General features: G+C 47.6%; 22 protein-coding genes. 9 read left to right on the top strand and 13 right to left on the bottom strand.

The features are described from left to right. Positions 1–198: 198 nt before the first annotated feature. A complete protein-coding gene (locus tag EK374_RS13200) occupies positions 199–984 on the bottom strand; it encodes an alpha/beta fold hydrolase (protein WP_127024398.1) in 786 nt (261 codons plus the stop codon). Between the two features lie 352 nt (positions 985–1,336). Between EK374_RS13200 and EK374_RS13195 the strand changes: the two genes are divergently transcribed. Next, the gene (locus EK374_RS13195; protein ID WP_127024395.1) at positions 1,337–2,176 is read left to right on the top strand and encodes an AraC family transcriptional regulator; all 840 of its coding nucleotides are present in this window, start codon (positions 1,337–1,339) and stop codon (positions 2,174–2,176) included. 5 nt (positions 2,177–2,181) lie between these two features. Here EK374_RS13195 and EK374_RS13190 read toward each other — a convergent pair whose 3' ends face one another. The 4 genes from EK374_RS13190 to EK374_RS13175 all read right to left on the bottom strand — a co-directional run bounded on the left by EK374_RS13190 (position 2,182) and on the right by EK374_RS13175 (position 5,835). After that, entirely contained in the window at positions 2,182–2,841 is a 660-nt protein-coding gene (locus tag EK374_RS13190) for a hypothetical protein (protein ID WP_127024392.1), read from the bottom strand. Between the two features lie 286 nt (positions 2,842–3,127). Then, positions 3,128–4,384 carry a multidrug effflux MFS transporter gene (locus EK374_RS13185; protein ID WP_127024389.1) on the bottom strand — a complete coding sequence of 419 codons (1,257 nt, stop codon included), beginning with the start codon at positions 4,382–4,384 and terminating at the stop codon, positions 3,128–3,130. Between the two features lie 343 nt (positions 4,385–4,727). Further along, positions 4,728–5,321 (bottom strand): hypothetical protein, encoded by a 594-nt coding sequence (locus tag EK374_RS13180; protein ID WP_127024386.1) that lies wholly within the window; start codon positions 5,319–5,321, stop codon positions 4,728–4,730. Beyond that, entirely contained in the window at positions 5,311–5,835 is a 525-nt protein-coding gene (locus EK374_RS13175; RefSeq protein ID WP_127024384.1) for an RNA polymerase sigma factor, read from the bottom strand. Before EK374_RS13175 ends, EK374_RS13180 begins: the two co-directional genes overlap by 11 nt. Positions 5,836–6,056: 221 nt before the next feature. Between EK374_RS13175 and EK374_RS20690 the strand changes: the two genes are divergently transcribed. Together EK374_RS20690 and EK374_RS13170 are read left to right on the top strand one after the other, a co-directional pair. Further along, a complete protein-coding gene (locus EK374_RS20690; RefSeq protein ID WP_164731874.1) occupies positions 6,057–6,200 on the top strand; it encodes a hypothetical protein in 144 nt (47 codons plus the stop codon). Positions 6,201–6,203: 3 nt separating this feature from the next. Continuing rightward, positions 6,204–6,482: a superinfection immunity protein gene (locus EK374_RS13170; protein WP_127024381.1), complete on the top strand. Its 279-nt coding sequence runs from the start codon at positions 6,204–6,206 to the stop codon at positions 6,480–6,482. Positions 6,483–6,493: 11 nt separating this feature from the next. Here EK374_RS13170 and EK374_RS13165 read toward each other — a convergent pair whose 3' ends face one another. From EK374_RS13165 to EK374_RS13150, 4 genes are read right to left on the bottom strand one after another with little or no spacing between them, the layout of a single operon-like run. Further along, positions 6,494–7,591, bottom strand: coding sequence for an MBL fold metallo-hydrolase (locus EK374_RS13165; RefSeq protein ID WP_127024378.1), 1,098 nt, complete (start codon positions 7,589–7,591; stop codon positions 6,494–6,496). Positions 7,592–7,623: 32 nt separating this feature from the next. Further along, positions 7,624–10,041: an ABC transporter permease gene (locus tag EK374_RS13160; RefSeq protein WP_164731873.1), complete on the bottom strand. Its 2,418-nt coding sequence runs from the start codon at positions 10,039–10,041 to the stop codon at positions 7,624–7,626. Next, complete coding sequence (locus tag EK374_RS13155; protein WP_127024372.1) at positions 10,034–10,723, bottom strand: ABC transporter ATP-binding protein; 690 nt, start codon at positions 10,721–10,723, stop codon at positions 10,034–10,036. The genes EK374_RS13160 and EK374_RS13155 overlap by 8 nt, the downstream gene beginning before the upstream one ends. 10 nt (positions 10,724–10,733) lie before the next feature. After that, positions 10,734–11,984, bottom strand: coding sequence for an efflux RND transporter periplasmic adaptor subunit (locus EK374_RS13150; protein ID WP_127024369.1), 1,251 nt, complete (start codon positions 11,982–11,984; stop codon positions 10,734–10,736). 239 nt (positions 11,985–12,223) lie between these two features. Between EK374_RS13150 and EK374_RS13145 the strand changes: the two genes are divergently transcribed. Beyond that, entirely contained in the window at positions 12,224–13,600 is a 1,377-nt protein-coding gene (locus EK374_RS13145) for a sigma-54-dependent transcriptional regulator (RefSeq protein WP_127024366.1), read from the top strand. Beyond that, positions 13,590–14,909: a sensor histidine kinase gene (locus EK374_RS13140; RefSeq protein WP_127024363.1), complete on the top strand. Its 1,320-nt coding sequence runs from the start codon at positions 13,590–13,592 to the stop codon at positions 14,907–14,909. The genes EK374_RS13145 and EK374_RS13140 overlap by 11 nt, the downstream gene beginning before the upstream one ends. A 342-nt stretch (positions 14,910–15,251) precedes the next feature. On the opposite strand, the gene hepT is transcribed toward EK374_RS13140, so the two are convergent. The 3 genes from hepT to EK374_RS13125 form a co-directional block, all read right to left on the bottom strand. Beyond that, positions 15,252–15,650: a type VII toxin-antitoxin system HepT family RNase toxin gene (hepT, locus tag EK374_RS13135; protein ID WP_233280250.1), complete on the bottom strand. Its 399-nt coding sequence runs from the start codon at positions 15,648–15,650 to the stop codon at positions 15,252–15,254. Between the two features lie 52 nt (positions 15,651–15,702). Then, positions 15,703–16,101 (bottom strand): type VII toxin-antitoxin system MntA family adenylyltransferase antitoxin, encoded by a 399-nt coding sequence (gene mntA / locus EK374_RS13130; protein WP_206099204.1) that lies wholly within the window; start codon positions 16,099–16,101, stop codon positions 15,703–15,705. Positions 16,102–16,186: 85 nt separating this feature from the next. Further along, a complete protein-coding gene (locus EK374_RS13125; protein ID WP_127024357.1) occupies positions 16,187–17,077 on the bottom strand; it encodes a LysR family transcriptional regulator in 891 nt (296 codons plus the stop codon). A gap of 106 nt (positions 17,078–17,183) precedes the next feature. Between EK374_RS13125 and EK374_RS13120 the strand changes: the two genes are divergently transcribed. The 3 genes from EK374_RS13120 to EK374_RS13110 all read left to right on the top strand — a co-directional run bounded on the left by EK374_RS13120 (position 17,184) and on the right by EK374_RS13110 (position 20,007). Further along, positions 17,184–18,293 (top strand): S-(hydroxymethyl)glutathione dehydrogenase/class III alcohol dehydrogenase, encoded by a 1,110-nt coding sequence (locus EK374_RS13120; RefSeq protein WP_456095385.1) that lies wholly within the window; start codon positions 17,184–17,186, stop codon positions 18,291–18,293. Positions 18,294–18,348: 55 nt separating this feature from the next. Next, positions 18,349–19,185, top strand: coding sequence for an S-formylglutathione hydrolase (gene fghA / locus EK374_RS13115; protein WP_127024351.1), 837 nt, complete (start codon positions 18,349–18,351; stop codon positions 19,183–19,185). Positions 19,186–19,443: 258 nt separating this feature from the next. Next, positions 19,444–20,007, top strand: a complete 564-nt coding sequence (locus EK374_RS13110) for a TMEM165/GDT1 family protein (protein ID WP_127024348.1) — start codon at positions 19,444–19,446, stop codon at positions 20,005–20,007. Positions 20,008–20,142: 135 nt separating this feature from the next. Here EK374_RS13110 and EK374_RS13105 read toward each other — a convergent pair whose 3' ends face one another. Then, the gene (locus EK374_RS13105) at positions 20,143–23,394 is read right to left on the bottom strand and encodes a TonB-dependent receptor (protein ID WP_127024345.1); all 3,252 of its coding nucleotides are present in this window, start codon (positions 23,392–23,394) and stop codon (positions 20,143–20,145) included. A 684-nt stretch (positions 23,395–24,078) separates the two neighbouring features. On the opposite strand from EK374_RS13105, the gene EK374_RS13100 reads away from it, so the two are divergent. Further along, a complete protein-coding gene (locus EK374_RS13100; protein WP_127026545.1) occupies positions 24,079–26,286 on the top strand; it encodes a YgiQ family radical SAM protein in 2,208 nt (735 codons plus the stop codon). Positions 26,287–26,293 lie beyond the last annotated feature (7 nt).

Below are 26,293 nucleotides of genomic sequence, written 5' to 3'. Positions count from 1 at the left end.
CAGTTTTGCTTTTCAGCAAATAACAGGAAAAAGCTTCGGATAGTCAGTGTAAAAAAGAAAACCCCGGCACAACTGAAGGCTCAGACCGGGGTTTGGGTTGCTAATAAATGCAAGCAGGCTACTTTGGGTTCAGTCCGCCCCATACAAAAAGCCCTGAAACTGGCTCAGGGCTTTTGTGCATTTTCAGTGATCTTAGCCTTACTGTGGCTGAGCTGCCTCAAGGATCAGCTTTGCTACCTGTTGTGGGTTTGATGTCATCACAACATGAGAGGCGTCTTTTATTTCAACAATCTTTTTGGCTCCAGCACGTTCTGCCATAAATTTCATTGCCGCAGCCGGGATGTTTTTATCCGCAGTACCGTAGATGGCCCATGACGGAATTTTTTTCCAGGCTGGAGCCCCTGATGCTTCGTGCAATGCCGCTTCAGTGACAGGGCGCTGAGTTGAGGCCATTAAGGCTGCTTCTGCTGCAGGTACGTCAGCTGCGAACTGGGCGCCGAATTTATCCTGTTGAATATACAAATCTTTGTTCCCATCTTTTAAGACTACAGGGGCAGCAAGAGTGGGGCCTAAAGTACCGCCAGGGTAACGTCCTGATAATTCCGCAATATTTTCACCTTGTTCCGGAGCAAAAGCGGCGACATAGACTAAAGCTTTTACTTTGGTTTGATCTGGTGTGATTTGACTAATTACTGCACCACCGTAAGAGTGACCTACTAAAACAACAGGTCCTTTAGTGTTTGCCACTACATCAGAAAGATAAGCTGCGTCTCCTTTTACGCTGCGCAGTGGGTTAGCAACAGCAATTACAGGGTAACCTTGTTGGTGTAGTTCAGCGACTACGCCATTCCAGCTGGATGATTCAGCAAAGGCGCCGTGTACTAATAAAACCGTTGGTTTCTCTGCGGCAAAAGCTGCGGCACCAAAGGTCAGGCCAAATGTTGCGATAGCTGTGGTTAATAAGCGTGATTTGAAATTAGTCATGTTAGTTTCCTTCTGGGTTTGCAAGCTTAGTGAATGAGCTGCGATCTTTTGGTCGCGCTCAGTTGTTTAATTTTTCGCTCGCTTCAGGCAGGGGGGTGTTGTTTTCCCCTTGTTGGCGGCTGAGATTATAGTAAGTCGCCTTTCTTTTCTTTTGGGCTCAAATAGTCTAATTTATGCAACAGATCGTCTAATTCTGCTTTTTTTAAATAAAAAACTGTCTATCCAAAGCAATTGGAGTTGCAGCAAGGCGACGATAAATCAGGCCGTATACAGGATCGTTCGATAGGATTGGTTGGGGATAAACGCAAGCGCGCGGTCAAGGCCGCTGCCGTTTCTGGAGCGAAGGATATTTATGGATCGGTTATCTACGTTGTTAGCGCAATTTGGCATGCACGCGACCACTATCTTTGGTGGAGTGCTTACGACTGAAATAGGTTTTGATGTCACCGACAGAACGGCCAAGTTGCATTTATTACGCTCTGGTGATGCGGTATTGCTGCTGGGGCAACAAAAACCTGTGCAGATCACAGAGCCAAGCTTGTTATTTATCCCAAGACCTTGTAGCCATTGTCTGAAAGCGGCACAAGGGCAGAACTCAGATCAACAACTGGAGTTGGTATCTGCTGCGCTGAGTTTTGATGGCGGGCTGGATAACCCGCTGACCACAGCCTTGCCTGCTTATGTGCTGATGCCTTTGGCTGACATTTCTATGCTCAGCGGCAATCTGGATTGGTTATTCGACGAAGCCTTTGCCCAGCACTGCGGCAAAAATGCAGTTTTAAATCGCTTATTTGAACTAGTGGTGATCCAGCTACTGCGCTATATGATGGCGAACCGCAGCGTATCAAGTGGCATGATGGCCGGGCTGGCCGATTTACGCTTGTCAAAAGCCGTTACTTTAATGCATGACCAGCCTGCTAAGGCCTGGTCTGTCGCTGAACTTGCTACTGCCGCCAGCATGTCCAGAGCCAGTTTTGCTGCTAAGTTCCATAAAGTAGTAGGCATTACGCCAGCTGATTATCTGGCAAGCTGGCGGGTGAGCCTTACGCAAAAACTATTGCGTGAAGGCCGCCCTGTGGCCCTGATTGCAGATGAAGTCGGGTATGAAAGCCCGTCGGCGCTGGCCCGTACTTTCAGGCGGAAAACCGGCAGCAGCCCAAGAGAGTGGTTGCAATTGCAGGGGTTGCAATAACAGCATTAGCTAATGCTGGCAGACGCCCTGGTGTATAGCTGTTCATAAGATTTTCTGCGTCTGCTGCCAAGGCTGGACTCAAGGGATTCATCTGTTACACCAGTCCATTGTTTTGCTCTGTAAATAGTACCGGCATCCGTTTGTACTTTTGTGTCGTGGTGGAAGCGGTCTGGTAGAGTTGAGTTGTAGTCTTCTATTTGCTGAATGATTTGACTGTCAGATAAACCTTCGGCTTTACCTTCTTTAAAGATAGCGATGCGCTTATCGACATGCTGATCAATCAACTGTTCACTCTTAAGCCATTCGTCGTAGTTGACGATTTCGGTTGAGTCCATCCAGCGCGGCGGATAGGTTTCCGTATTGATGCGCAAACCATCCCGCCGATACACCATATCTTCCAGCGGTGTCGCAGGGTCTGGTGCCAAACGGTGAGGTGCGGACACATATGCATCTTTAATCAAAAAGGCCGGGGTGGCGTTGTAACTTTTTTGCAGCTCCAGTGCTTTGTCAGAAATATGCACAATAGTACTAGGCGCTACGTAAGCTGTTTGTGATGGGTCATCTTCAGTGGATACCGGTACCGCCGGACCTGTTTGTAAAACGTTATTGTAGCGTTCCAGTGCCGGAGCCGCGGCTTTAGCAAAATTTTCTATTTTATTAAACATACCATTCATCATGATCCCTTTGATAGCTGGTGTCCCTGAACCTATGTTGATTGTTGCAGTTTTTATGCCTGAGTTTGAAATAAGTTACAAAAAGGTGAAGTTAAGCGTTGGGATTGACTTCGTAGCCTGCCAGATAGCACAAGGGATAGATGAAAATATGTAGTTGTAACGACAGGGAGGCAATTATTTTCCGTAGAAAAAGGCCAGTGCGGAATTAAACTTCAGCTGCTTGCATAAAAAAGCCCATGTCATTTATGGGCTTCTCTTTTTTAAACAAGAACTAGTGTCAGACAGGATCTGAAACTTTGCTCTGTGTCTGTTTATCTTCATGTTTTTCTTTGTATTTTTGCGCAAAAACTAAAATAGCCATACTAATGCTGCCAAAAATCAAAAAGCCGGCAGTCACAGGAATAACAGTACCGTTGTACAGCAAGCCTATCACTGTGCCGATAATCATCGACATAATGGATGAGGTTGAGCCAATAATAGCGGCAGCTATACCAGCCACATGGCCCATAGGCTCCATCGCCATGGCATTGATATTGCCAAACACCAGGCCAAAGCAGAAAAACAGCAAGGATGCGTACACAACAAACATCCACAGCTGCACTTCAACCACCAGATGCAGCACTAAAAACAGCGCAGAGCTGATAATAATACCCCACACAGCGCGGTTAGATAAATGCTGCATTCCCCATTTCTGCACCAAACGCGAGTTCACCAAAGAGGCCGCACCAAACACAACCGCCAGCAGGCCAAAGTACAACGTGAATAACTCGCCTGTGTTAAACAAGTCCTGGAAAATTTGCTGTGACGAATTCAGATAGCCGATAAAACTACCAAAAAACAACCCCATACACAGCATGTAGCACAGTGTAGGCACGTTACTGACGACTTCTTTAAAGCCTTCCATAAAACCTTTAGTACTCATGGTGATACGGTGCTCTTTTGGCAAGGTTTCTTCTAAGCGGCAGAAAATCCATACCACGATGAGCAGCGCATAAAATACATAAAGCACAAAAATATCGCGCCATGAACCTACCCATAACACCGCCTGACCCAGGCTTGGCGCCAGAGCCGGCACCATGACAAAAATCATCATCACCAGCGACATAATACGTGCCATATCATTGCCTGAGTATTTATCCCTCACTATAGAAATAGCCGAGACATAAGGGCCTGACACGCCTAAGCCCTGCACAAAGCGGCCGAATAATAAGGTGTTGATATCATTGGCGAAATAACAAATCACAGTGCCTACTAAAAACAGCGCTATACCGCCGTTTAATACTTTCTTACGGCCAGCTGCATCGGATAAAGGCCCACAGATCAGCTGGCCTATCGCCATACCAAAAAACAAGGCACTGACCACCAACTGCGCCTGATTTGGATGACTCATGGCAATATCAGCACGAATAGCGTCCAGCGCAGGCAATAAGGCGTCGATGGAGATAGCAACAATCGACATCAACAGCGCCACCAGCAAGGTAAATTCGCCGGTAGAAATACGCGACTTGGACGCATGAGTGGAGTAATCAGACATACAACAGCATTCCTTTTTTATACAGCCCGAAAAAGGCGCGGGTAGTTTACCTTTTTTAGCAGGTTTAGGTGCTGGCAAATCTAAACAAATTCAGGGGCACTAGGTTGGGGGGAGCTTTAATCGACTGGGAGTGAGGTCGTTTTTCTACCAGGTTTGTGCGGTTGCCGGCAATGACTCTGACACCTGCTGCATAAAAGAGCCAATAACCACCACTTATTCATCACCACCTCAAAAGATACAAAAGGTTGCATTAGCCGGATGGTGCGGCTTTGCCAATAACTGTTCTAGTCCTGAATGCTTTCATCTGGTCTACCAAAGGCATGTCTGGTTTGATGTCGCGCTGTTAGTCATTGCGCTGAAAATCATCCGCTAAGCGGGTGAGTTCTTGTAGTTGTGCTGCTTTTTGTTGTTTTTTTAACTGCAAACCTAAGGTCATCAGCAGACAAAGCGGGCATACCACAAGGCTGTATAACTGCAGCAGAACTGTGGGAACCTCTGCAAGTTTCCACCACTGCAACAGCCACAACAAGCCGGAAAATAGTATCAAGGCTACGCAGGATAATTGGGTGTATAGGTAGTAGCGAAGTGTCAACTGACAGGCTCTGGCACGAAATTGTACCAAGCCACTGCTGCTCCAGTTGTCATAAGCAAGTATAGGTCTGTGCACTGTCCAGCCGACATAAGCCGAACTAATAGCACCGAGAGCCAGAAATAAGGCGGACAGGTAGCCGAGCCAGCCTGATATCACAAAGGCAAACCAGCAAGCTGCAACTAGCATCACAATAGCACCAAGCCAGTCGCCGTACATCAACCACTTTTGCTTGTGTTGACGCCGTTTAGCATGGTTCAAATCTGCGGCTTGTGGCAGCTGTTCGGTTGGTGTGTTTTGTTGTTGCCAGCTTTTGGTCAGGGCGGCAAAGTCAAAATTATCTGCCATGCTGCATAATCTCCATCAGTTCTGTTTTAGCGCGATTTAACCGCACTCTTACCGCGCCCTGGCTTAACTGCAGAATATCTGCGATCTCAGGGGCATCCAAATCTTCCATTGCCAGCAAAATAACCTGACGGTTGGCAGGGGATAAGCACCGTATCGCCTGCATCAGTTGGTGGCTTTGTTGTTGCTCTGTGAGCTCAGTTGAAGGGCAATCCTGTACCAACAGTTGTGGCGTATCTTCATCCAACGGTTGCCATTGCTGACGTTTTGCTCTGGCTATGTGATCCACTGTCACGTTATGCACAATACGAAACAGGTAAGCACGTGGCATCTCTGCTGCCTGAATACGGGTTGCCGACTGATGCAGTGCCAGAAAAATATCCTGTTTTAAATCCTGCCTTGCTGCCGGATCCGCCTCAGATGCCATCAGGGTGCGGCTAATCGCCGCCTGATTTTGTTGCCACAGCTCCAGTAAAAACTGCTCCGGCTGCACAAGGCTGGTGCTGGATAGGGTCAAAAAAACCTCCCTGTTCAATGTATTAGAGTTTTTATCGCAGTTATCAATCTGCCATTAGTAAGTCTGCCCTGACTGGCAAAGTGTTACAAAAAAAAAATTAAAAAAATGTGTAACAGCTGGCAAGAAGGCCACGACTTCTTTAGCAAACAGAATAAGTCTGTCTGACATGAAAGCTTAAGCTTTTACAACACTGAGCTGAGATCAACCACGAGGATTATTTTATGGAAACTCTAAACCACTGTCTCTCTGCACTGACAACTGAAGCCCGCTCCAGCGACGCTGAATTCCTGGTGCTTTTTATGGTGTTCTGGCTGGTCGCATCTGTACTGCAAAACAAATTTGAAATGAACACAAACGAGGAGTAAGACATGGAAACTTTACAGCAATTTTTCGACACCTTTATGCAGGCATGGCTACAAGCGGATCTGGTTTTTTTAGTCGTTTTTGGCCTGTTGTTTGTAATAGTCTGGTTTTTGCCAAGCCTGCTGGCGCTATTATTTAATCGCCAACATCTAGCTAAAATTGCCTTACTCAACATTCCGGCAGGCTTTTCATGGATAGCCTGGGTTGCATTAGTGGTGTGGGCTGTAACCGGCAAGCTGGGCGATAAACTAGCTGAAAAAGCCAGTTTAAAGCCGGTCGCCTGATAGTAACGCACCTACAACTGCACGCTGTCGCCTTCATTTAAAATCAGCAGCGGCACCTGGCTATCCAGTTGTTGCTGCATATGCAATAAGCGTAATAGTGGCGAGTGCGAGCTAATGTCGCCCATCTGCCAACTGGCATTGCCATACCCCCAGGGGATCATCACTTTGCAACCAAGTTCATCGGCGGCAATTAAAGCATCTTCAGGTGTGGTATGGACATAGCGATACCAGTCACCTTCGGTTTCATGGTGATAGGAAGCTATCGGCAACAGGCAAATATCAATATCCCCATATTTTTGCTGAATATCTTTAAAATGCTTTGAATAGCCGGTATCCCCGGCAAAAAATAAGGTATTTCCTTTATGTTCTAACAACCAGCCTCCCCACATGGCCTGGTTTTGATCGTTAAACAATTTGCGGCTGTTAAAATGGTGCGCAGGTACCAGATGTATAGCCAATTCACCCCGTTGGCTTTTGCTGTACCAGGCTTGTTCAATAATGTTGTAGCCCGCTTCGGGCATATAGTCGGCCATACCTAAGGGCAGATAATAGGTCGGGCTGTTGCCTAGTTGCTCTATGCTGGCATGGCTAAAATGATCGTAATGCAAGTGCGAATATAAGACGGCGTCTGTAGCGCTCAGTTGCTCTGCAGTCAATGTCGGTGTGTAGGGCCTTTTTATAATACCGGCGAAATGCTGAGCCCAGCTTACAGGCCAGTCAAACTGGCCAAACACAGGGTCAATCAGCATTTGCTGGCCATCCGGTGTCTTGACTAAAAAGCTGGCGTGGCCAAGCCACTGCAGACTAAATCCACTATGTAATACAGGAGCTTGTTGCGCTCCGGTATAGCGGCAATCCTGGCCCGGAGTCTTACACTCCACAGCCTGATGCGCCGGATAGCAGTCAGCCTCACAGTTGGCCGGATACTGGCGCTGCTCCACAGGAGTGCGATACAAATTACGATAAGTGCCTTGATGCTCACCATCAGTAAACTGCTCAATGACTGCATCTTTGCCAACCTGGCGTTGGACCTTATTTGGCGTACTACAAGCGCTGAGCAACAGCGTGCTGCCAAGCAGCACGCTAGCTGAAACCCACCTTAGTTTCATCAATAATCCTTTATATATCGTTATGGTTTCCACTAGTGCTGTCTTAATACCATAGCCGGTTTGCGCCCTGCAACCTGCCAGGCTAAAGCGGCCACTGTACACCAGCAAATAGCGAAGGTTGCTGCTGCCGCCAGCAGGTACCAAAGCGGGTTTTGGCTGATCCGTACGCTGAATTCACTTAACCAGCTGTTCAGCGCCCAGAAAGTGGCCGGTATCGCCAGTACAGCACTGATGGCCATCAGTTTTATATATTCGCTGGCCAGTAAATTCACCAGATTAAAACGTCCGGCGCCCAGTACTTTACGCATTGCCACTTCGCGTGAACGTTGCTCGGCACTAAAAGCGGCCAGACCAAATAAACCAACACAAGTTAAAGCTATGGCCAGTGCGGCGAATATAGCTATCACTTTGCCCTGGCGTTGTTGATTCTGGTAAATCGCATTGTAATCATCACTCAACCAGCTGAGTTTTAAATCCTGACGCTGCAGACGCTCGGTCAGCAACTGCTGTACTTTATCGCGGGCAGTCACAGCTATTTGAGGATCCATGCTAAGCATGATATTGGCATACGTCATAGGCGAGCGGCCGCAAATCAAAATTAAAGGCTCTTGTTGTTTTAAGGCCGATCCCACCTGAATATCTGCAACTACACCCACCACCTGCATCCGTAGCACTGGAACGTCTCCAGGCAGCAGCCATTGCTGACCAATCACATCCTGCAGATTTTCGTAGCCCGCTTTACGTGCCAGCGATTCGGTAATAATCACCGCCGCTGTGGCATGATCGTCATGTTTTTGATACCAGTCGCTTTGATAGGTTTCGCTAAAATCCCGACCTGCCAGCAAAGTCAGACCTGCGGTTTTGGCAATATCAAAGCCTGTGCCCATCTGTGAAATTGGTGGCAGCGCCGTGTCCACATTTTGGCCTGGCAGCTGAATATTCATCGCCTGAGAAATGGTGTCGGTGATTTGCATGTCCAGCATTGATGCTGCATTGACACCTTCTACCTTTTGCAGGCTTTGTAACAGGTTTTGATTTTCAGCATGAAATAGCAGGCTGTTATCCATAGCATTCACTATTAATCTGGCTTCACGCTGATAACCCGTGCTCTGGTTTTGCAGCAGCTGTAATTGCTGCTGCAATACAACGCTTGATACCAGTAAACCTATAGTAATAGCGCCTTGCAGTACCAGTAAGCTTTTACGTAACCACACAGCAGTATTGCCACGTTGAAAATCACCACTCAGTACTTTTTTCGCATCAAAAGCAGAGATAAATACCGCCGGATAGACACCAGCCAGTACACCCACACTGAACACACTCGCCAATAAAATCAGGCCAAAGTCGCCGATATAATCCAGCTGAAGAGGGCGGTTCACCAGCAGGTTAAATTGTGGCAATACCAGCTCTACCATAACAGCTGCCAGTAAACCCGCGCAGCAGGCGATCAGTAAGGACTCCAGCATAAACTGCACAAACAGCTGACTGCGGCTGGCGCCAAGCGCCTTGCGAACACCGACTTCTTTTGCCCGCATAGCGGCACGAGCTGTGCTCATATTGATAAAGTTGATGGCAGCAATCAGCAGCAATAAGGCAGCCAATACCAGACAAATATTAACAGTGCCGGCAGATCCATTAACTTCAAATTCGTAGGCCAGATTGGAGTGCAGATGAATATCGGTCAGGGCACGAAGTTGCAATTCAGTAACTTTGCCACCCTGATAGGCCTGCTGGTTCAATTCTGTGGTTAACTGTTGTAGTAAAACGGCTTGATCTACATCGGTTGGTAAGTGGATATAGCTATAGACGTTATTTATGGCCAGACGGCCAGTTGCCACTTCATCGCTGATCCGGCGTAATGAGCCCGCCTTAAAATGGCTTTGTTCAGGCATGCGATATAAGGCGCTAACGCTGTAACGCTGCTCTCCCAGTTGGAACTGCTGACCAAGTACTTCGGTATGACCAAATAACCGCATGGCCTCCTGCTCAGACAGAGCTATTTGGTTGGGCTGCGTTATAGCCGCAGTTAAATCGCCTCGCAGTACCTCAATCTGGAAAAAATCTGTGATATTGGCATCCACAGCCTGAGCTTTTTCTAAAGTCAGTTGCTGGCTGGACCCCGCCAGGCGCAAAGCTGGTGCACCGCTGTTAATACGACTGACCTGAATTCGTTTATCATAGTTTTCCAGCACGGCTTTCATCGCCGGGCTTGAGACTGGAAAACGCTGATTCACTGGCAGAAAAAACTGCTCCAATCGGTAGCTGCTTTTGGCATTCGGATGCATGCTGTCATAACCCAGTTCATAACTGGCGTAGAGCAATATCAGCAAGGCAGAAGCCAAACCTGTGGTTAAGCCCAAAAGGTTCAGCGCCAAATGCGTTTTATGCCGCAATACAGCCCGTATGCCAGTGGTGAAATAGTTGCCTATCATGCTGAAAGAGTTAAGCATATTTGGCCTCCAGCGCGCGCTCGGTAATGATCTGACCATCCAGCATTCGCACTATACGGCTGGCGTAACGTGATTCATGTTCAGAGTGGGTCACCATCACCACAGTGGTGCCTTCGCGGTTGAGCTGGCGCAACATCTGCATCACTTCTTCACTGTTTTTAGAGTCTAAATTCCCTGTAGGTTCGTCGGCTAAAATAAGCGCTGGGTTAATCACCAAAGCACGGGCGACGGCGACACGTTGTTGCTGACCGCCGGAGAGCTGCAATGGCAAATGATCGGCCCTGTGGTCAATTTGCATGCGTTTTAAGATGGCTTCCACCCGGCTTCTGCGTTCAGAGGCGGCTACGCCCTGATACTGCAGCGGCAGCTCAACATTTTGAAATACTGTTAACTCATCAATCAGGTTAAAGCTTTGAAACACAAAACCCAGCTGGGTTTTACGCAGCTCTGCCAATTGCTTTTCGCTGTAATGAGCAATGTCAGTGCCTTGAAACAAATAAGCACCAGAACTTGGGCTGTCCAGCATGCCCAGAATGCTGAGTAAGGTGGATTTACCGCAGCCGGAAGGGCCCATAATGGCGACGAAGTCGCCTTGTTCTATGTGCAGGTCAATCTGGTTTAATGCTGTGGTTTCAAGCTCCGCAGTACGAAATACGCGGTTTAATTGTTGTAATTGGATCATGGCATAGTCCTTATTGCTCTAATTGAATAGTATCGGCTTGTGCGAAATCGCGATAGCCGGAAATGATCACCTGATCACCGGCACGCAGGCCGCTGACAACTTCAATCTGGTTGGCGCTTTGTTTACCCAAAGTGACGGCTTGTTTGCGCGCAGTGGCTGTTTTGCTGTCGAGCAGATAGACATACTGGCCAGCACTGTCGGTCAGATAAGCGCCACGTGGCAGCACCAGCGTTTCGCGCTGCTGGGCTTCGAGTTGCAGTGTCAGGTTCACCGACTGGCCACGTTTTACCTGCTGCTCGCCCGGCAGAGTAAATTCAAGTTGGAACTGGTTATTGACTACCCGGCTGTCAACCCGACTGACCGTCAGTTGCAAGTCCTGTTGATTCACTCTGGCTTTGGCTTGCATGCCTGTGCTGACGCGGCTTAAATAAAACTCATCGACACTGGCCACTAACTTGTACTTATCGGGGATATCAATTTGCCCCATACGGCTGCCCGGAGCCCGGGATTCACCAGCCTCAACGTTAAACTCGCTTAAATAACCGCTGACCGGAGCCCGCACCAACAGGTTTTGCACGTTCTGGCGGGCAAATTCGAGGTTTTTGGTTAGCATAGCCACACTTTCACTTAACTGGCTTAATTGCTGCTGGCGAATGGCTTCATCTTGTTTTTGCTGTTGATGCGTCAGCGCTAAACGCTGTTGCTGATAGCGCAAATCCTGCTGCAAATTCAGCAGGGTTTCTTTAGCCAATACGCCACTTTTAACCAGTGGCTCTGTCTGGGCCAGGTTGCGTTTCAGAGTCACCAGTTGATGTTCAATATCCAGCACATCACGTTTCAGATTTAATCTGTTGGTTTCAATGGTCATTTGGGTGTTACGCAGAAAATTCATCTGCTCTGTGACCTGAGCTTCACGGCTGATGAGATCCAGCTGCAAGGCTGTGTTGCTTAGCTTGACCAGAGGCTGGCCTTGGATAACAAACTGACCCTGTTCAATCAGTTTTTCTTCAACACGGCCACCTTCAATTACATCCAGATACACCGTCTGCTGCGGCATCACATTGGCGCGCAGCGCTATGCTTTCCTGCAGGCTTTGCTGCTGCACTATGGCTGTGCTGACTGAGCTTAGTGGCAACGCCAATGACATTTGAGCACTGGCTTGCCAGGTACTGCCAAACCAGGCTGTGCCTGCAAGCAGTGCAACCACCATAACTGGCGCGGTCAGGCGACGGCGGGTTGTAGGCGTGATTTTTTTATCCATTGGTATGCTCCCAAAAATCCTGTGTTGTGAGCTTAATAACGCAATGGCTGTGCCAGAAATTAAGTTATTGTTTATCAACGGTTTATCGTTTTTGGTTGTTTGGAACTGTCCGCTGGTGATACAACCCACTGTCCATAAATGGACAGTGTGAAAAGGCCTTAAGCTATTGGATTTAAAAGACTGTTGCGAAGGCATGGCGTTTTCGGTAGGGTTCTGGCATCAACCGCAAGGACGTAGCAATGAAACAGCCCTATAAGATACTGGTACTGGATGATAACCACGACATTCTGATCGCCAGCCGTATTTTTTTGAAGCAGCATTTTGCCCAGGTCGTGACCATACAAGAGCCTGCGCTTTTGCTGACGACATTGAACTCGGAGCACTTTGATTTATTGCTGCTTGATATGAATTTCAGCCGCGATACCCAAAGTGGCGAAGAAGGTTTGTTTTATTTAAAACAGGCATTAAAGGCGCAGCCAGAGCTAAAAGTAGTGATGATGACCGCTTACGCAGCCTTGCCTTTGGCGGTAAAAGCTATGCAAAGTGGGGCGGCCAATTTTATTGCTAAACCCTGGCAGAATGAGCAGCTATTACAAACACTGCAACAGGCGTTGCAACAGTCAAGCCAATATACTTCTGCTCAACAAAACCCAACTTTGCGTGCAGCATCAGAAAACACGGCCACTATTCCACTTTTGGGAGAAAGCCCGGCTATGCAGCAGGTGCTGCGCACCATTGAAAAAGTAGCGGCCACTGATGCCAATGTATTGCTGCTTGGCGAAAGTGGCACAGGTAAAGCTTTGGTTGCTCAGGCTATTCATCAGGCTTCCAAACGTACCGCCGCGCCTTTTGTCAGCGTGGATATGGGCAGTTTAAGCACCAGCTTGCTGGAAAGTGAGTTGTTTGGTCATAAAAAGGGCGCTTTTACCGATGCAAAAAGCGATTATGCCGGCCGTTTTGTTGAGGCCAGTGGCGGCACTCTGTTGCTGGATGAACTGGCGAATTTGGCGTTGCCACAACAAGCCAAGCTACTGACCGCATTGCAAAACCGCACCGTGGTGCCTGTGGGCGCCAGTCAGGCTGTGGCTGTGGATATTCGTTTAATTTGCGCCACCAACGAAAACCTCTATCAGGCGGTGACAGAGGGCAGCTTCCGTCAGGATTTACTCTATCGAATCAATACAGTGGAGATAGTGTTGCCACCCCTTCGGGAGCGCAAAGAAGATATTCCTTTGCTGCTCGATTGGTATCTGGAGCATTATTCTCAGCGCTATCAGCGCGATGCTTTACACATCAGTGCTGCCGATAAGCGTCATCTGCAGAGTTACGACTGGCCAGGTAACGTACGGCAATTAGCGCATGCGGTAGAGCGCGCTGTGGTATTGGCTGAAGCTAATATGCTGGATTTTAGTCAGTTGCAAAGTTCTGCACAGAACGCGCCTGCGACAACTGCATCTGAGCAAGAGGCTGATACCGAGTTTTTCCTCGAATTTGTTGAAGAAAAAACCATTCGCCAAGCGCTGCAGTATTATCAGGGCAATGTCAGTCAGGCAGCGAAAGCGCTGGGGTTAACCCGTGGTGCTTTATACCGGCGGTTGGAAAAATATGGCCTTTAATACTCGTTTGTTGGTACTGCTTAGTAGTTTTGCTGTATTGCTGATTTTAGCCTACAGACAATGGCAAAGCGGAGCATCGGCCTTTGCCGTGGCTTTGACTTTAGCTGCGCTATTGGCGGCCTGGTTGATTTGGCAACACTGCAGCACCCGCCAGCGCCAGACCGCTTTGGTGCTTAAAGCGTTGGCGAATCAGGATACTTCGTTAAATCTGCGCGACCAGCCAGAACTACAACAGTTACTGGGAGTGGTTCAGTTGCAATTAGGCAATAGTCGCCAGCAGGCGGAAGCCAAAGCCCAGTATTTGCAAACTCTGCTGAGCCAGTTGGATGTTGCAGTACTGGAATTTTCAGCTGAAGGGCAACTGTTACAAGCTAACCCGGCAGCACTGCGTTTGTTGTCAAAAGCACAGCAGCAACAGCTGCAACAAGGTCGCTTTGATGAGGTTAACTTAGCGCAACTGGCCGCTATGCTGCACAGCACCACTACGCATTATCAGGGCCAGTTGCAATGGCAGCAGCAAGGCCACACCGACAGGCTGGCGCTGAGCATTGTCTGTAGCCGCATTCAGGGCCAGCTGCGTAAATTGGTGACGCTGCAAAGTATTAATCAGGCACTACTTCAGCAGGAAGTGCAAGCCTATCAGCAACTGACCAGGGTACTGACGCACGAAATTGCTAACTCTGTTACCCCTATGGCGTCTTTGGCGCAAAGCTGCCAGCAGATTTTGCCTACAGCAGGTACTGTGCTAAGTCAGGATGATCATGCTGACCTTTGCGAAGCGCTGACGACCATTCACAGGCGCGGCCAGCATTTGGCCGATTTTATCCTGTCGTTTAAACAGCTAAGCCAGCCGGTACATGCGAATTTACAACAGACCAATCTGGTGGCTATTGTCAAAAATTGTTTGGCCCTACAGCGTGATGCTTTCAGTCAGTCTGGAGTTGAGCTAAAGATGGATTTACCCAACCAAGCCCTGCTTTGGCTGGATGAAGCACTGATGGAGCAAGTACTGATTAACCTGCTGCAAAATGCAATGGATGCGATGCAGCACAGTGAGCAAAAACAAATCAGCGTGAAGCTCGAACGCACCGCACAACAGCAATGGCAATTGGATATCAGCGACAGCGGACCAGGTATACCGCCTGAAGTCGCACAGCAAATTTTTATTCCGTTTTTTACCACTAAGGCTACAGGCTCAGGCATAGGCTTACCTTTATCGCGGGCTCTGTTGCAGGTGCAGGATGCTCAGCTGGAATACAAACCAGGTGATCAAGGCGGCAGTTGTTTTAGTATCCGCTTTGCGCTGTAGATTTGTAGCGTCTGAAAAAGCGGGAGACTGTATTGAATTTTAAAGACTTTAGGTTAAGGCATATAAAATATGATCGGTAAAAATTTGTCGTGGAACCTGTGGGCTTTTATCTTTTGGTGCTGTGCAATGGGCGGATTTACCCTTATTCGAATTGGAGCTCCGGTTCTGGGTGAGGTTATGTTGTCTTTTGGTATTTTCGCTGGTGGTTTTTGTGTGCTTCGTAGCATCCACCATTACTTTTTTGAACGAAAAAAAGTTGAGGGCTAGTGAGAGTAAGAGCTTGGGTTTGATAGCGCAGTTTTGTATTACTATCAATACCTGACAGCTCACTCCGAGTTTACCTTATTTTCCCCCAAGCAAAATCCGGCATAACTGTTGAAAATCCTGTAAACGATGCAAAATGACATGTTCGGTCACGGCCAGTTGCAAGCGTTGATATTCGTGAACAGCGATGTTTCTGAAACCAATCATTTTTTTCAGATTGTCGGCAAGTTCAGCCGGAATAAAATCAGCTGTGGCTAGCAGGCTAAATACATCGCGCGAGCTTTGCGGCACGCCAAGCTTATGCAGACGGATCAGATGCTGACCCATATCAAGTGCCGCTTCACAAGCGCGTTGAATATTCAGAATAGCAGCATCCTGACGGGTAAAGTCGCTAGCAAAAGTTGCAGGGTTTTTATTGTATTCTTCCAAAGCTCGGTGTATGCAGCGCTCTATAGTCGCAGTCTTGTTCAGTAGCACATCATCAGGTTGCGTATCAGAAAGCTGTTTACCAGAAGGCAATCAGTCATTATCAACGGCCATAAACAGACCCATCCTTTTTAATATCTGCTAAGAGTCCGGCGCGGGCTTCGTTGAGTGTGGTCATTGCTGACAGCAGTGTAGCTTCATAACTGCCAACCTGTTGATCAACGGCGTAAATCCGCTGTCCTTTAGTCAAAATTTGGTATTGCATCACAGCGGATGCGGCACGAAAATCCAGCAAATCCACTTCACAATGTAGCAGCTCTGCCAGATCGCTACTGATATCCCATAAATCAATCACATCGGCATAACCTGGCACCAGTACTGCTAAATCCAAATCACTGTGCTTGTCTGCAGTGCCTGCGACCTGACTGCCAAAAGCATACACAGCCATAAGATCTGGCAAGCGCTGTTGCAATAGTTGAACGATAAGAGGAAAGTTCAACATAATCACTTGTTTGCTGCATTTGTTCTGTCAATCATAGTAACTTTTAACCCCCAACACGACAAATAAAAGCACGACAAATAAAGATCTAGCCTGATACCTTTGGAAAGCTTTCCAAACCTTGCTGCAACCAATCCAGCAGTAATCTTACCTTCACTGGTAAATGCCGGTTCAGTGGATACAAAGCCCAGATGCCTTCGTCGGACGGTTGATGCTCTGGCAATAAAGCCACTAAACGGCCATCCTCTAAATAAGGTTGCAAGTAATAATCTGGCAGCTGCGTGATGCCTAAACCTTTGAGTACCGCATCTGTTAACGCCACGCCGCTATTACAGCGCAAATATGGCTGGGGTTTAAATTGCAGTTTTTGGCCTTGCTGTTCAAAACGCCAGAAATCGACAGATCCCACTAAGCATCGATGCTGATGCAATTCGGCCACTGTAGCGGGGTTACCAAATTTTTGCAGGTAGTCGGGGCTGGCGCATAAATACAAAGTGCGTTTGCCTAGGGCCTTGGCCTGCAAGCTCGAATCGTTAAGAGTTCCTAAGCGTATGGCGCAATCAAAACCGCCTTGCACTAAATCCAGTTGATCGTTAGTCAACTGCAAATCCAGCTGCACTTTGGGGTAACGTAATAAAAATTCATGCAGCAAAGGCGCAATAAATTGCTCGCCATAATACACAGGGGCGGTAATTTTTATCGCACCTGAAGGTTCGTGTTGCAGGCTGGTCAACAGCTGATTGGCTTGTTGCAAACCGTTGACCAAAGCCCGGCAATGTTGGTAATACAAAGTGCCTTGTTCAGTCAGTCGTACCTGGCGGGTGGTGCGAAGCACCAGTTTGCAGTTCAGCCGCTGCTCTAATTGCAGTACGGTGCGGCTAACCTGAGCCACTGAAATGCCTAAGACTTTGGCTGCCTTCGAAAAACTGCCAAGTTCTGCTACAGACACAAATTCGCTGATGCCTTGCCATTCTTTCATTTATGCAAAACTCATTTGTTATTTGCAGGGATTATCATCTAATAAGAAAAAATTACAATAAGCTATAGTAACTACTAATCTGGTTTGGAGAACAAAAATGAAAATGATCAAAACACGTGCTGCTGTGGCCTGGGGGCCGGGTCAACCATTAAAAATTGAAGAAGTGGATTTAATGCCACCACAAAAAGGCGAAGTACTGGTACGTATAGTGGCAACAGGTGTTTGCCATACCGACGCTTATACCTTGTCGGGTCAGGATTCTGAAGGCAAATTCCCCTGCATTTTAGGCCACGAAGGTGGTGGTGTGGTTGAAGCTATAGGCGAGGGCGTCACCAGCGTGGCTGTGGGCGATCATGTGATCCCTTTATACACGCCTGAATGCGGCAAATGTAAATTCTGTTTATCTGGCAAAACCAACCTGTGTCAGGCCATTCGAGCCACTCAAGGTCAGGGTTTAATGCCGGATGGCACCACTCGTTTTTCTAAAGATGGCCAGCCTATTTACCATTACATGGGCACTTCTACCTTTTCTGAATACACTGTGCTGCCGGAAATTTCGTTAGCCAAAATTAATAAAGCTGCGCCTTTAGAAAAGGTCTGTTTATTAGGTTGTGGCGTAACCACAGGCATGGGCGCTGTGATGAATACCGCCAAAGTGAAAGAGGGTGATACTGTTGCCGTCTTTGGTTTAGGTGGTATAGGTTTATCTGCCATTATTGGCGCTGTAATGGCCAAAGCAAGCCGTATTATTGCCATCGATATCAACGAGTCTAAGTTTGATATTGCCCGTCAGTTGGGCGCTACTGATGTGATTAACCCAAAGAATTTCGACAAGCCTATTCAGGATGTCATTGTTGAAATGACAGATGGCGGCGTGGATTTTTCCTTTGAATGTATCGGTAATGTCAACGTGATGCGCTCTGCTTTAGAGTGTTGCCATAAAGGCTGGGGTGAGTCAGTCATTATTGGTGTGGCGCCTGCTGGTGCTGAAATCTCTACCCGTCCTTTCCAGTTGGTGACTGGCCGTGTATGGCGTGGCACTGCTTTTGGTGGCGTAAAAGGCCGCACTGAATTGCCGGATTACGTGGAGCGTTATTTAAAAGGTGAGTTTGAACTGGATACCTTTATCACTCACACCATGCCATTGGAGCAAATTAACGAAGCTTTTGATTTGATGCATGAAGGCAAATCCATCCGGACTGTGATCCACTTTTAGTTCATTTTTATTAAAAGCCCGGTTCGCCGGGCTTTCTCTGCACAAGGATAAAGCAATGACGTTAATTCAGTTATCCGAACATAAGCTGTTTGCTGGCCGTCAGATTAAATATCAGCATCACTCAGATTCAGTCAAAGGATTGATGCAATTTTCGGTTTATTTGCCGCCAGCCGCTGAAAAACAAAAAGTACCAGTGTTGTATTGGTTGTCCGGTTTAACCTGCACCGATGAAAACTTTTCGGTCAAAGCTGGTGCGCAGCGTGTCGCTGCAGAGCTGGGCATAGCTTTAGTGATCCCTGACACCAGCCCACGAGGCGAGCAAGTGGCAGACGATGCAGCTTATGATTTAGGTCAGGGCGCTGGTTTTTATGTCAATGCGACACAAGAACCTTGGGCTGCGCACTACCAGATGTATGACTATATCAGCCGTGAATTGCCATCTTTAGTGGAAGCTCATTTACCTGTGACTGCGGCCAAAGCCATCAGTGGTCATTCAATGGGCGGCCATGGTGCTTTGGTGATAGCGCTGCGTGAAGTGGGGGCTTATCGCTCTGTGTCGGCTTTTTCACCTATTTGCCAGCCGACAGAGTGCGATTGGGGTAAAAAGGCCTTTACTGCGTATCTTGGCAATGATCAAAGCCAGTGGTTACAGTACGACGCGAGTTTTTTACTGGCACAAAAACAAAGCAGTTTGCCTATGCTGATTGATCAAGGCGAGGGCGATCAGTTTTACCCGTCACAGCTACGCACTGAAGCTTTAATCGAAGCCAATCAGCGCAGCCAAAGCGGTGCGCAAATTCGTTTGCAGCCTGGTTACGATCACAGCTACTTTTTTATCAGCAGCTTTATTGAAGAACATTTGCGTTTTCATGCAAGGCACTTAAAAGGCTAAAGGAAATTTGGTTGTAACTGAATTTTCTCTTGCCTCAACTCCATGAGCGCGGCTAAAATGCCCCCGCGCTTAGGGGAGTAATTTACAAAACCGCCAGGTTTTGTGTTGTTGTCAACATACTTGTACCTCAATGTACATGGCAACAACGTCCCGTTGATCGTCGCTGATCAGGTATTAATGAGACCTAAGACAACTTACTAACCCCAGGCGGGAGTTGGTTCGTTGTCTTATGTTTAATGATCCCGCCAGGTGCAGTTTATGTTTTTCGATGCCTTTGTTGCCTCCTTTGCTTCTGTAACTGTTGCAGAAATTGGCGATAAAACTCAGCTTTTGTCTTTATTCCTCGCAGCCCGTTTTCGTTCCCGTGGCGCTATCATTGCCGGTATTCTGGTGGCAACCTTATTAAATCATGCTGCGTCGGCCTGGTTTGGTGCCTGGGTGGCGCAATTTATTCCAGAAGGCTGGCATGCCTGGTTGTTAGGCGGCTCTTTTATTGCGGTGGCGCTGTGGTTGCTTATTCCGGATAAAGACGACAGCGAAGAAGTCAGCGTTTTAAAATACGGCGCTTTTTTTGCCAGCTGTATCTTATTTTTCCTGGCAGAAATAGGCGATAAAACACAAGTAGCTACTGTGCTTTTGGCTGCCACTTACCCAGAGACCTGGCAAGTGATTTTAGGTACCACCATAGGCATGTTGGCTGCCAATGTGCCTGTGGTCTACGCCGGTAGCTGGTTGCTGGAACGTATTTCATTAGACTGGGCGCGCCGTGTCGCCTGCGCGATATTTATGTTGCTGGGTGTCGTCACTATTGTGATGTACTAGAAAAACAGCTTTAAGTTCAAATCGGGCTTTATTGCGTCAGTGTGAATTAAAAAACCGCGATGTATTGCTACAACGCGGTTTCATTTTTTCACAGCTGTTTACGTCAGTTATAGGGTGTTATTTTACCTTAAGACATCAGAAAACAGCCCTGACACTTAACGCATAACGACGGTCTGTCGTGAAACTCAGCGCATCAGTTCTGTCACCTGCCTGATTCATTTGATACTGGGTTTTGGTTTCAGTATTAAGCAAATTGCTGCCCTCTATACCTACTTTCCAGTTGTCGTTAATGCTGTAGTACAAGCTGGCGTCCATCATGCCTGAAGCTTTGGCGAAGGCTGGTACGTATTCTTCAGATTCACGTAAGGTTAACAGGTACTCAGAGCGCCAGGTGTAAGCCAGACGGAATGAAATATCCTCGTACTCATACATACCGACGATATTCATATTCTGATCGGAATAACCTTGCAGCGGCAAACCACCAAATACACGGAAGGTATTGCGATTGTCTGCAATAGGATTACCATTTTCATCAAAACCTAAAGTACCTTCTGAAATGGCGTTAGGGTCTTCCAGACCACTTTGGTCTATATAGGTGTAGTTAAACTGCAAACCTAAACCGCGCCATGCGCCTGGCAACATATCGTAGAATTGAGAGTACGAAAATTCAGCCCCACGAATAGTACCTGAGCCTGTGTTCGCCGGACCATAAGCCGATACGTCGTAATCCACACCGTTGTAGCTGACATCCAGATCAAATTGTCTGTTGCGGATTATATTGTCCAGCTTTTTGTGGAATAAGCCGACGTTGATAAAGCCGCCATCAGCGAAATACCATTCTGCAGTTAAATCCAGATTAATAGATTCTTCCGGTTCCAGATAAGGGTTGCCTGCCAATGCAGTCACTTCAATATCGTCGATGGCAACTACAGGGTTATTGACTTCATCCTGATCCGCTCCTGGCGTTTGCAGACGACGGGTGTAATCCAAATCCAGCAGACTGATATTGCGTGCATCCACTAAGCTTGGGTAATACAAGCCCTGAGAGGCACCAAAGCGCATCACTAAATCTTCGGCTACTTCAAAGTTCAGGTTTAAGCTTGGCAATACCGCGCTGTACCCTGTACCGTCCACAGTGCTCAATTGTGAATCACCCGAAGCGAGATCGTAATAACGCTTATATTGTGGTTGCTGCAACACAGTGTTCAGCGAGGTACCTGGCTCACCACGTTTTGTCGTGGATGGCTGCACGAAAGCGCCGGTAGACTCCAACTGGTAGTTAACAAAACGCAAACCAAGGTTACCTTTCACCGGAGTGCTCAGGTCGACCAGCTCAAAATCACCGCGCACGTAAAACTCTGTACGTTGTTCATTGGATGAGCTGATGTTATGTGCCGCATAAGGCCCCTCTACACGGTTAGGTTTATCGGCATAAGGAACATAAGTGCCGGTACAGACGCCGTTATTGGCTGCACTCAGAGTTGCGTTATGCCATCCGTCTTTACAACCCTGACGCAATGAATCTGCATAGTTTCTCACCAGATCCATTTTAGGGAACAGAAAGTTATTCACATTGCCAACAAGAACTTTGCCATTGTAATAATCAGAAAAATCAACACGTTCAAATAACTCAGGTCTGTTGACTGCAGCTGCTGCGTTACGATCATTCATGTCCCATGGCGTACCAATAGCAGACCAACCTTCGTATGCAGTATCGCGTACTGTCAGGTCTTTATTTGTGTAGTAAAAACCTGTTTTAATGCCGGTGAACACACCATCGAGTTCATAACTGGCGTCAAATTTAAAGCTGTCAGCTTTTGCAGTGTTGTGCTCTTCCTGTTCCATACCGCTGCCAAGGAACAGATTAGGCACAGGTCCATTCCAATCACTGTTTGGAGACCAACCTGGTGTCAGAATGTTATCGCTCAAAAACTCCACTGTCGGGCGGTCGCCACGCATATCCAGGAAGTAAGGTGATACCGCATGCACATGGTTGCCACGGGTTTGACCTGACATGCTGTAGTTATGCACCACTTTTTCAGAGTCAATGTGCTGATAATCTAACTCTAGCTTTAATCTGTCCGTAGCTTTTATCTTCAGGTTGAGTGAAGTGTCTTCCACCGTATTTTCGTTGTAGTTCCAACGACTACGATAGAAAAATGGTGTTTCCGGACTGACACCAAGTGCAACACCTGAGGTAACAAATCCATTGTTTGTGGTTAAAGGATGGCCGTTGGCCGCATCGTCCCGCCAGTTTTGGGAGGAGCCCATAAAACCTTTAAAACCCTGAGCCGCCTGACCGATTTGACGTTCGTTCCACTCTAAAGATGCATCAGAATTAATGTGTTCTAAAGTGGCAACTATGGTGTCGTCTGTGTTCGCCCATTGCAAAGACGACGTGAAGCCTGTGCGCTCGCGATCATTATCCGCTGTGCTCATATGAATGGCTACCGGCACATGCCAGACGCTGCCTGCTGGTTGACCCGGAAGTCCCGGACCATCGACAGGGGAGCTAGGGTCAACACCAGTAATGCCTCCCCACTGATCTGTGGTAGGTATAAAAGAGTCTCCACGGGAGTGGAAATTACCTAAACCCACGCCATCACCCCGTGATTTGTATTCTGATTGGGACGCCGCGATCAGAAAGCCAAACTTACCGCTTTTGGTTTCCCAGCTATCAGAAAAAAGGCCTGATAAAGAAGGGGTGACTTCTTCGCGGAAATCACCGTAGTTTGCTTTTGTGCTGAAGGCCACGACTCTTTTGTCAGAATCAAAAGGTTTGCGGGTTACAAGGTTGACAGTGCCGGCTATGCCGCCTGAGATCAAGTCGGCCGTCTGGTTTTTAACCACTTCCACTGAGCCCAGTAGCTCTGCAGGAAAGTCTTCATAGCTCAGACCGCCCCATGGGTTTGCACTGAAAGCACCACGGCCATTTACTTCAGAGCGCACACGATCCAGACCACGCACCAATACACCTGTTCCTTCATCGGCATAGTGTTTTGGGTCGTCAGAAGAAGCAAAGCGCTCAATGGTGACACCAGGAACACGCTGCAAAGCTTCGGTTACGGACTTATCCGGCAGTGCGCCTATGTCTGTTGCAGTGATGACATCTTTCACTGTATCAGCAAAACGCTTAAGATCCTGAGCTGACATAATACTGCCCCGGATCCCTTTTACTTCAATAACTTCTAGTGGTTCAGCCTTTTTTTCGCTAATGACACCGCTGTCATTTTTTGGCAAATCTTGTGCAAGCAGCCACGCAGGGCTCATGCCCAGCAAAGCTGCAGAAATAGCCAGGCTAATTCTGGCTCGTTTAGTGCTTTTGGTGCTGTTGTTATGACAGTTAGCGCTGTAGTGATGATAGTTATTGTTGTGTAATTCAGACATAGTTTAAGTCTCTTCTGTTCTTGTTTTAATTCATGCAACCTGTCAGTCATGGTCCCACTGACATCGCCATGAGATATTGACTCTGCTCTTCCTGTTCAAAGCTGCCATTACTACCATATATGCCAAGCTCTAATGTTACTTTGTACCATGATGATTGAAAAGTAAACATGGGTTGATGAAAAAAAATGCATCAAATCGTGTTGGGTTACAGGCAAGCTGCTCTTTGTTATTGATTATTTATATGTTACCAAGTAACAAAAACGCAGAAGAAATGAGAGTTTTGAGCCGCTGCAACGCTGTTTTCCCTGTGACGAACTTGCGAAGTAAGGAAGGGTCAAGGCGGCAAATCGCCAGAGCATTGCATTCACATTCTGAGCTGCGACAACAGTAATCTCGGGCTTTCGCGCTATGATGTTGCTACGTTGATACAAACAGGCCATAAAATTCAGGTCGTTATATAGGCACTTTTATAGCCACAAGCTAAGTTCTTGGTCTGTGATGGCGCATGGCCAGACTTTCGGCTAAGTTTTATTCGGCAAAAGAGCTGAAGCAGTTCAGCTTAAAGTTAGTAATCCTTCACTTAAACAAGTATAATGCGCGGCCATTTTTGGCAGGCAAAACCGAGTGAAACAACAGATGCAAATGAATCAGGCCCCTTTAAGAAAATCCCCAGCAGTGGACCGCATGGCGGCCGAGCGGGGACTATTTTCTTATCCTAAATACTGGGCTGAGTCCTTTGGTACTGCACCATTTTTGCCAATGAGCCGGGCCGAGATGAAACAACTGGGCTGGGACAGCTGCGATATTATTCTGGTGGTCGGTGACGCTTATGTCGATCACCCAAGCTTTGGCATGGCTGTGGTAGGTCGTATGCTGGAAAGCCAGGGGTTTCGGGTAGGTATGATTGCTCAGCCTGACTGGTCTTCCAAAGATGCTTTTATGACACTTGGCAAACCCAACCTGTTCTTTGGTGTCTCTGCCGGCAATATGGATTCGATGATTAACCGCTACACAGCGGATAAAAAATTACGTCATGACGATGCCTACACGCCTGGCAATGAAGGCGGTAAACGACCTGACCGTGCAGTGCTGGTCTATTCGCAGCGCTGTAAAGAAGCCTACAAAGATGTGCCTGTGATCATCGGTGGTATTGAGGCCAGCCTGCGCCGTATTGCCCATTATGACTACTGGCAGGAAAAAGTTCGTCGCTCCATTATTTTTGATGCCAAAGCCGAGATGCTGATTTACGGCAACGCCGAACGTCCGCTGATTGAAGTGGCACATCGTATTGCCAATGGCGAAGATATCAATACGCTGCATGATATTCGTGGTACTGCGGTGATCCGCAAAGAGCCTTTACCTGGTTGGCGTGGCGTGGATTCTACCGCCATAGATAAAGTTGGCAAAATTGACCCTGTGCCTAATCCTTATGGTGCAGATGATGTAGGTTGTGGCACTTTCTCTGAGTTTGCGCAGCAAGGCATCGACTTAAGCAAAGCGCCAGAAGTGGAAGCCAAGCCGATACTGGTGCAGCCGCCACGGCAAAAACCCTGGGAAAAAACTTATGTCAAACTGCCTGCTTATGAGCAGGTGAGTGTCAACAAAGCTTTATATGCCCATGCTTCACGTATTTTGCATCAGGAAACTAACCCGGGTTGTGCCCGCGCTATTTACCAACGCCATGGCGATCGGCATTTATGGGTCAATCCTCCGGCATTCCCGCTGACTACAGAAGAGATGGACGGTGTATTTGGTCTGCCTTATCAACGTGTGCCTCATCCTGTGTATGGCAAGGCGAAAATTCCTGCGTATGAAATGATCAAAACCTCGGTCAATATTATGCGTGGCTGTTTTGGTGGCTGTTCTTTTTGTTCTATTACGGAACACGAAGGCCGCGTGATCCAAAGCCGTTCGCAGGAATCGATTTTAAATGAAATTAAACAAATTCGTGACAAAGTGCCGGGCTTTACCGGCGTGATCTCGGATTTAGGCGGTCCAACTGCCAATATGTATCGCTTACGTTGTAAAAATCCAAAAGCGGAGCAAACCTGCCGCCGGCCTTCTTGTGTCTATCCGACTATTTGTGAGCATATGGACACAGACCAAAGCCCGACCGTAGATTTATACCGTGCTGCCCGTAAAGTGGATGGTATTAAAAAGATTCTGGTGGCATCCGGCGTTCGTTACGATTTAGCTGTTGAAGATCCAAACTACGTTAAAGAGTTAGTGCAGCATCACGTGGGTGGTTATTTAAAAATAGCCCCAGAGCATACCGAAACAGGCCCATTGTCGAAGATGATGAAACCTGGCATGGGCGCTTATGACAAGTTTAAAGAAATGTTCGACCGCTTCAGCCGTGAAGCAGGTAAAGAGCAATACCTGATCCCGTATTTCATTTCAGCGCATCCGGGAACTACAGACAAAGACATGGTGAATTTAGCACTCTGGCTGAAAGAACGTGATTTTAAACTGGACCAGGTGCAGAACTTCTACCCAAGCCCTATGGCGAACGCGACCACCATCTATCACACCGAGATGAACTCGCTAAAGAACATCAAAGGCAATACCGAAGTAGTGCCAGTGCCTAAAGGTGAACGTCAGCGCCGCTTGCACAAAGCTTTGTTGCGTTACCACGACCCAAAAGGCTGGCCTATGATCCGCGAAGCTTTAGTCAAAATGGGCTTAAAACACCTGATTGGCAGAAGCAAAGGCTGTCTGGTGCCGGAAGAGGGCAAAGAGGACATGTTCCTGCGTAACATCAAAGTACCAGGTAAAAAACCAGGTCAGGTGGCGTTAACCCGCCACACTGGGGTCAATCCTGCGGCCAAAGCGGTGGAGAAAATCAAACGCTCGTCCGGCAAGCCATCTTTTAGCAAAAAAGCTAAGGGTTAAAGCAAGT

The organism is Rheinheimera mangrovi, from assembly GCF_003990335.1.
Taxonomy (GTDB): domain Bacteria; phylum Pseudomonadota; class Gammaproteobacteria; order Enterobacterales; family Alteromonadaceae; genus Pararheinheimera; species Pararheinheimera mangrovi.
The sequence above is the reverse complement of the archived record's forward strand: the minus strand, read 5'-3'. Positions and strand labels throughout refer to the sequence as shown.

What these genes read in the sequence shown, in the direction of transcription:
- EK374_RS13110 (WP_127024348.1), top strand. Translation starts at nt 19,444, where the DNA reads ATGTTTTTCGATGCCTTTGTTGCCTCCTTTGCTTCTGTAACTGTTGCA.
- EK374_RS13185 (WP_127024389.1), bottom strand. Translation starts at nt 4,384, where the DNA reads ATGTCTGATTACTCCACTCATGCGTCCAAGTCGCGTATTTCTACCGGC.
- EK374_RS20690 (WP_164731874.1), top strand. Translation starts at nt 6,057, where the DNA reads ATGGAAACTCTAAACCACTGTCTCTCTGCACTGACAACTGAAGCCCGC.
- EK374_RS13100 (WP_127026545.1), top strand. Translation starts at nt 24,079, where the DNA reads ATGGCGGCCGAGCGGGGACTATTTTCTTATCCTAAATACTGGGCTGAG.
- EK374_RS13150 (WP_127024369.1), bottom strand. Translation starts at nt 11,984, where the DNA reads ATGGATAAAAAAATCACGCCTACAACCCGCCGTCGCCTGACCGCGCCA.
- EK374_RS13160 (WP_164731873.1), bottom strand. Translation starts at nt 10,041, where the DNA reads ATGCTTAACTCTTTCAGCATGATAGGCAACTATTTCACCACTGGCATA.
- EK374_RS13180 (WP_127024386.1), bottom strand. Translation starts at nt 5,321, where the DNA reads ATGGCAGATAATTTTGACTTTGCCGCCCTGACCAAAAGCTGGCAACAA.
- EK374_RS13165 (WP_127024378.1), bottom strand. Translation starts at nt 7,591, where the DNA reads ATGAAACTAAGGTGGGTTTCAGCTAGCGTGCTGCTTGGCAGCACGCTG.
- EK374_RS13170 (WP_127024381.1), top strand. Translation starts at nt 6,204, where the DNA reads ATGGAAACTTTACAGCAATTTTTCGACACCTTTATGCAGGCATGGCTA.
- EK374_RS13195 (WP_127024395.1), top strand. Translation starts at nt 1,337, where the DNA reads ATGGATCGGTTATCTACGTTGTTAGCGCAATTTGGCATGCACGCGACC.
- mntA (WP_206099204.1), bottom strand. Translation starts at nt 16,101, where the DNA reads ATGTTGAACTTTCCTCTTATCGTTCAACTATTGCAACAGCGCTTGCCA.
- EK374_RS13145 (WP_127024366.1), top strand. Translation starts at nt 12,224, where the DNA reads ATGAAACAGCCCTATAAGATACTGGTACTGGATGATAACCACGACATT.
- fghA (WP_127024351.1), top strand. Translation starts at nt 18,349, where the DNA reads ATGACGTTAATTCAGTTATCCGAACATAAGCTGTTTGCTGGCCGTCAG.
- EK374_RS13155 (WP_127024372.1), bottom strand. Translation starts at nt 10,723, where the DNA reads ATGATCCAATTACAACAATTAAACCGCGTATTTCGTACTGCGGAGCTT.
- EK374_RS13125 (WP_127024357.1), bottom strand. Translation starts at nt 17,077, where the DNA reads ATGAAAGAATGGCAAGGCATCAGCGAATTTGTGTCTGTAGCAGAACTT.
- EK374_RS13190 (WP_127024392.1), bottom strand. Translation starts at nt 2,841, where the DNA reads ATGTTTAATAAAATAGAAAATTTTGCTAAAGCCGCGGCTCCGGCACTG.
- EK374_RS13200 (WP_127024398.1), bottom strand. Translation starts at nt 984, where the DNA reads ATGACTAATTTCAAATCACGCTTATTAACCACAGCTATCGCAACATTT.
- EK374_RS13140 (WP_127024363.1), top strand. Translation starts at nt 13,590, where the DNA reads ATGGCCTTTAATACTCGTTTGTTGGTACTGCTTAGTAGTTTTGCTGTA.
- EK374_RS13105 (WP_127024345.1), bottom strand. Translation starts at nt 23,394, where the DNA reads ATGTCTGAATTACACAACAATAACTATCATCACTACAGCGCTAACTGT.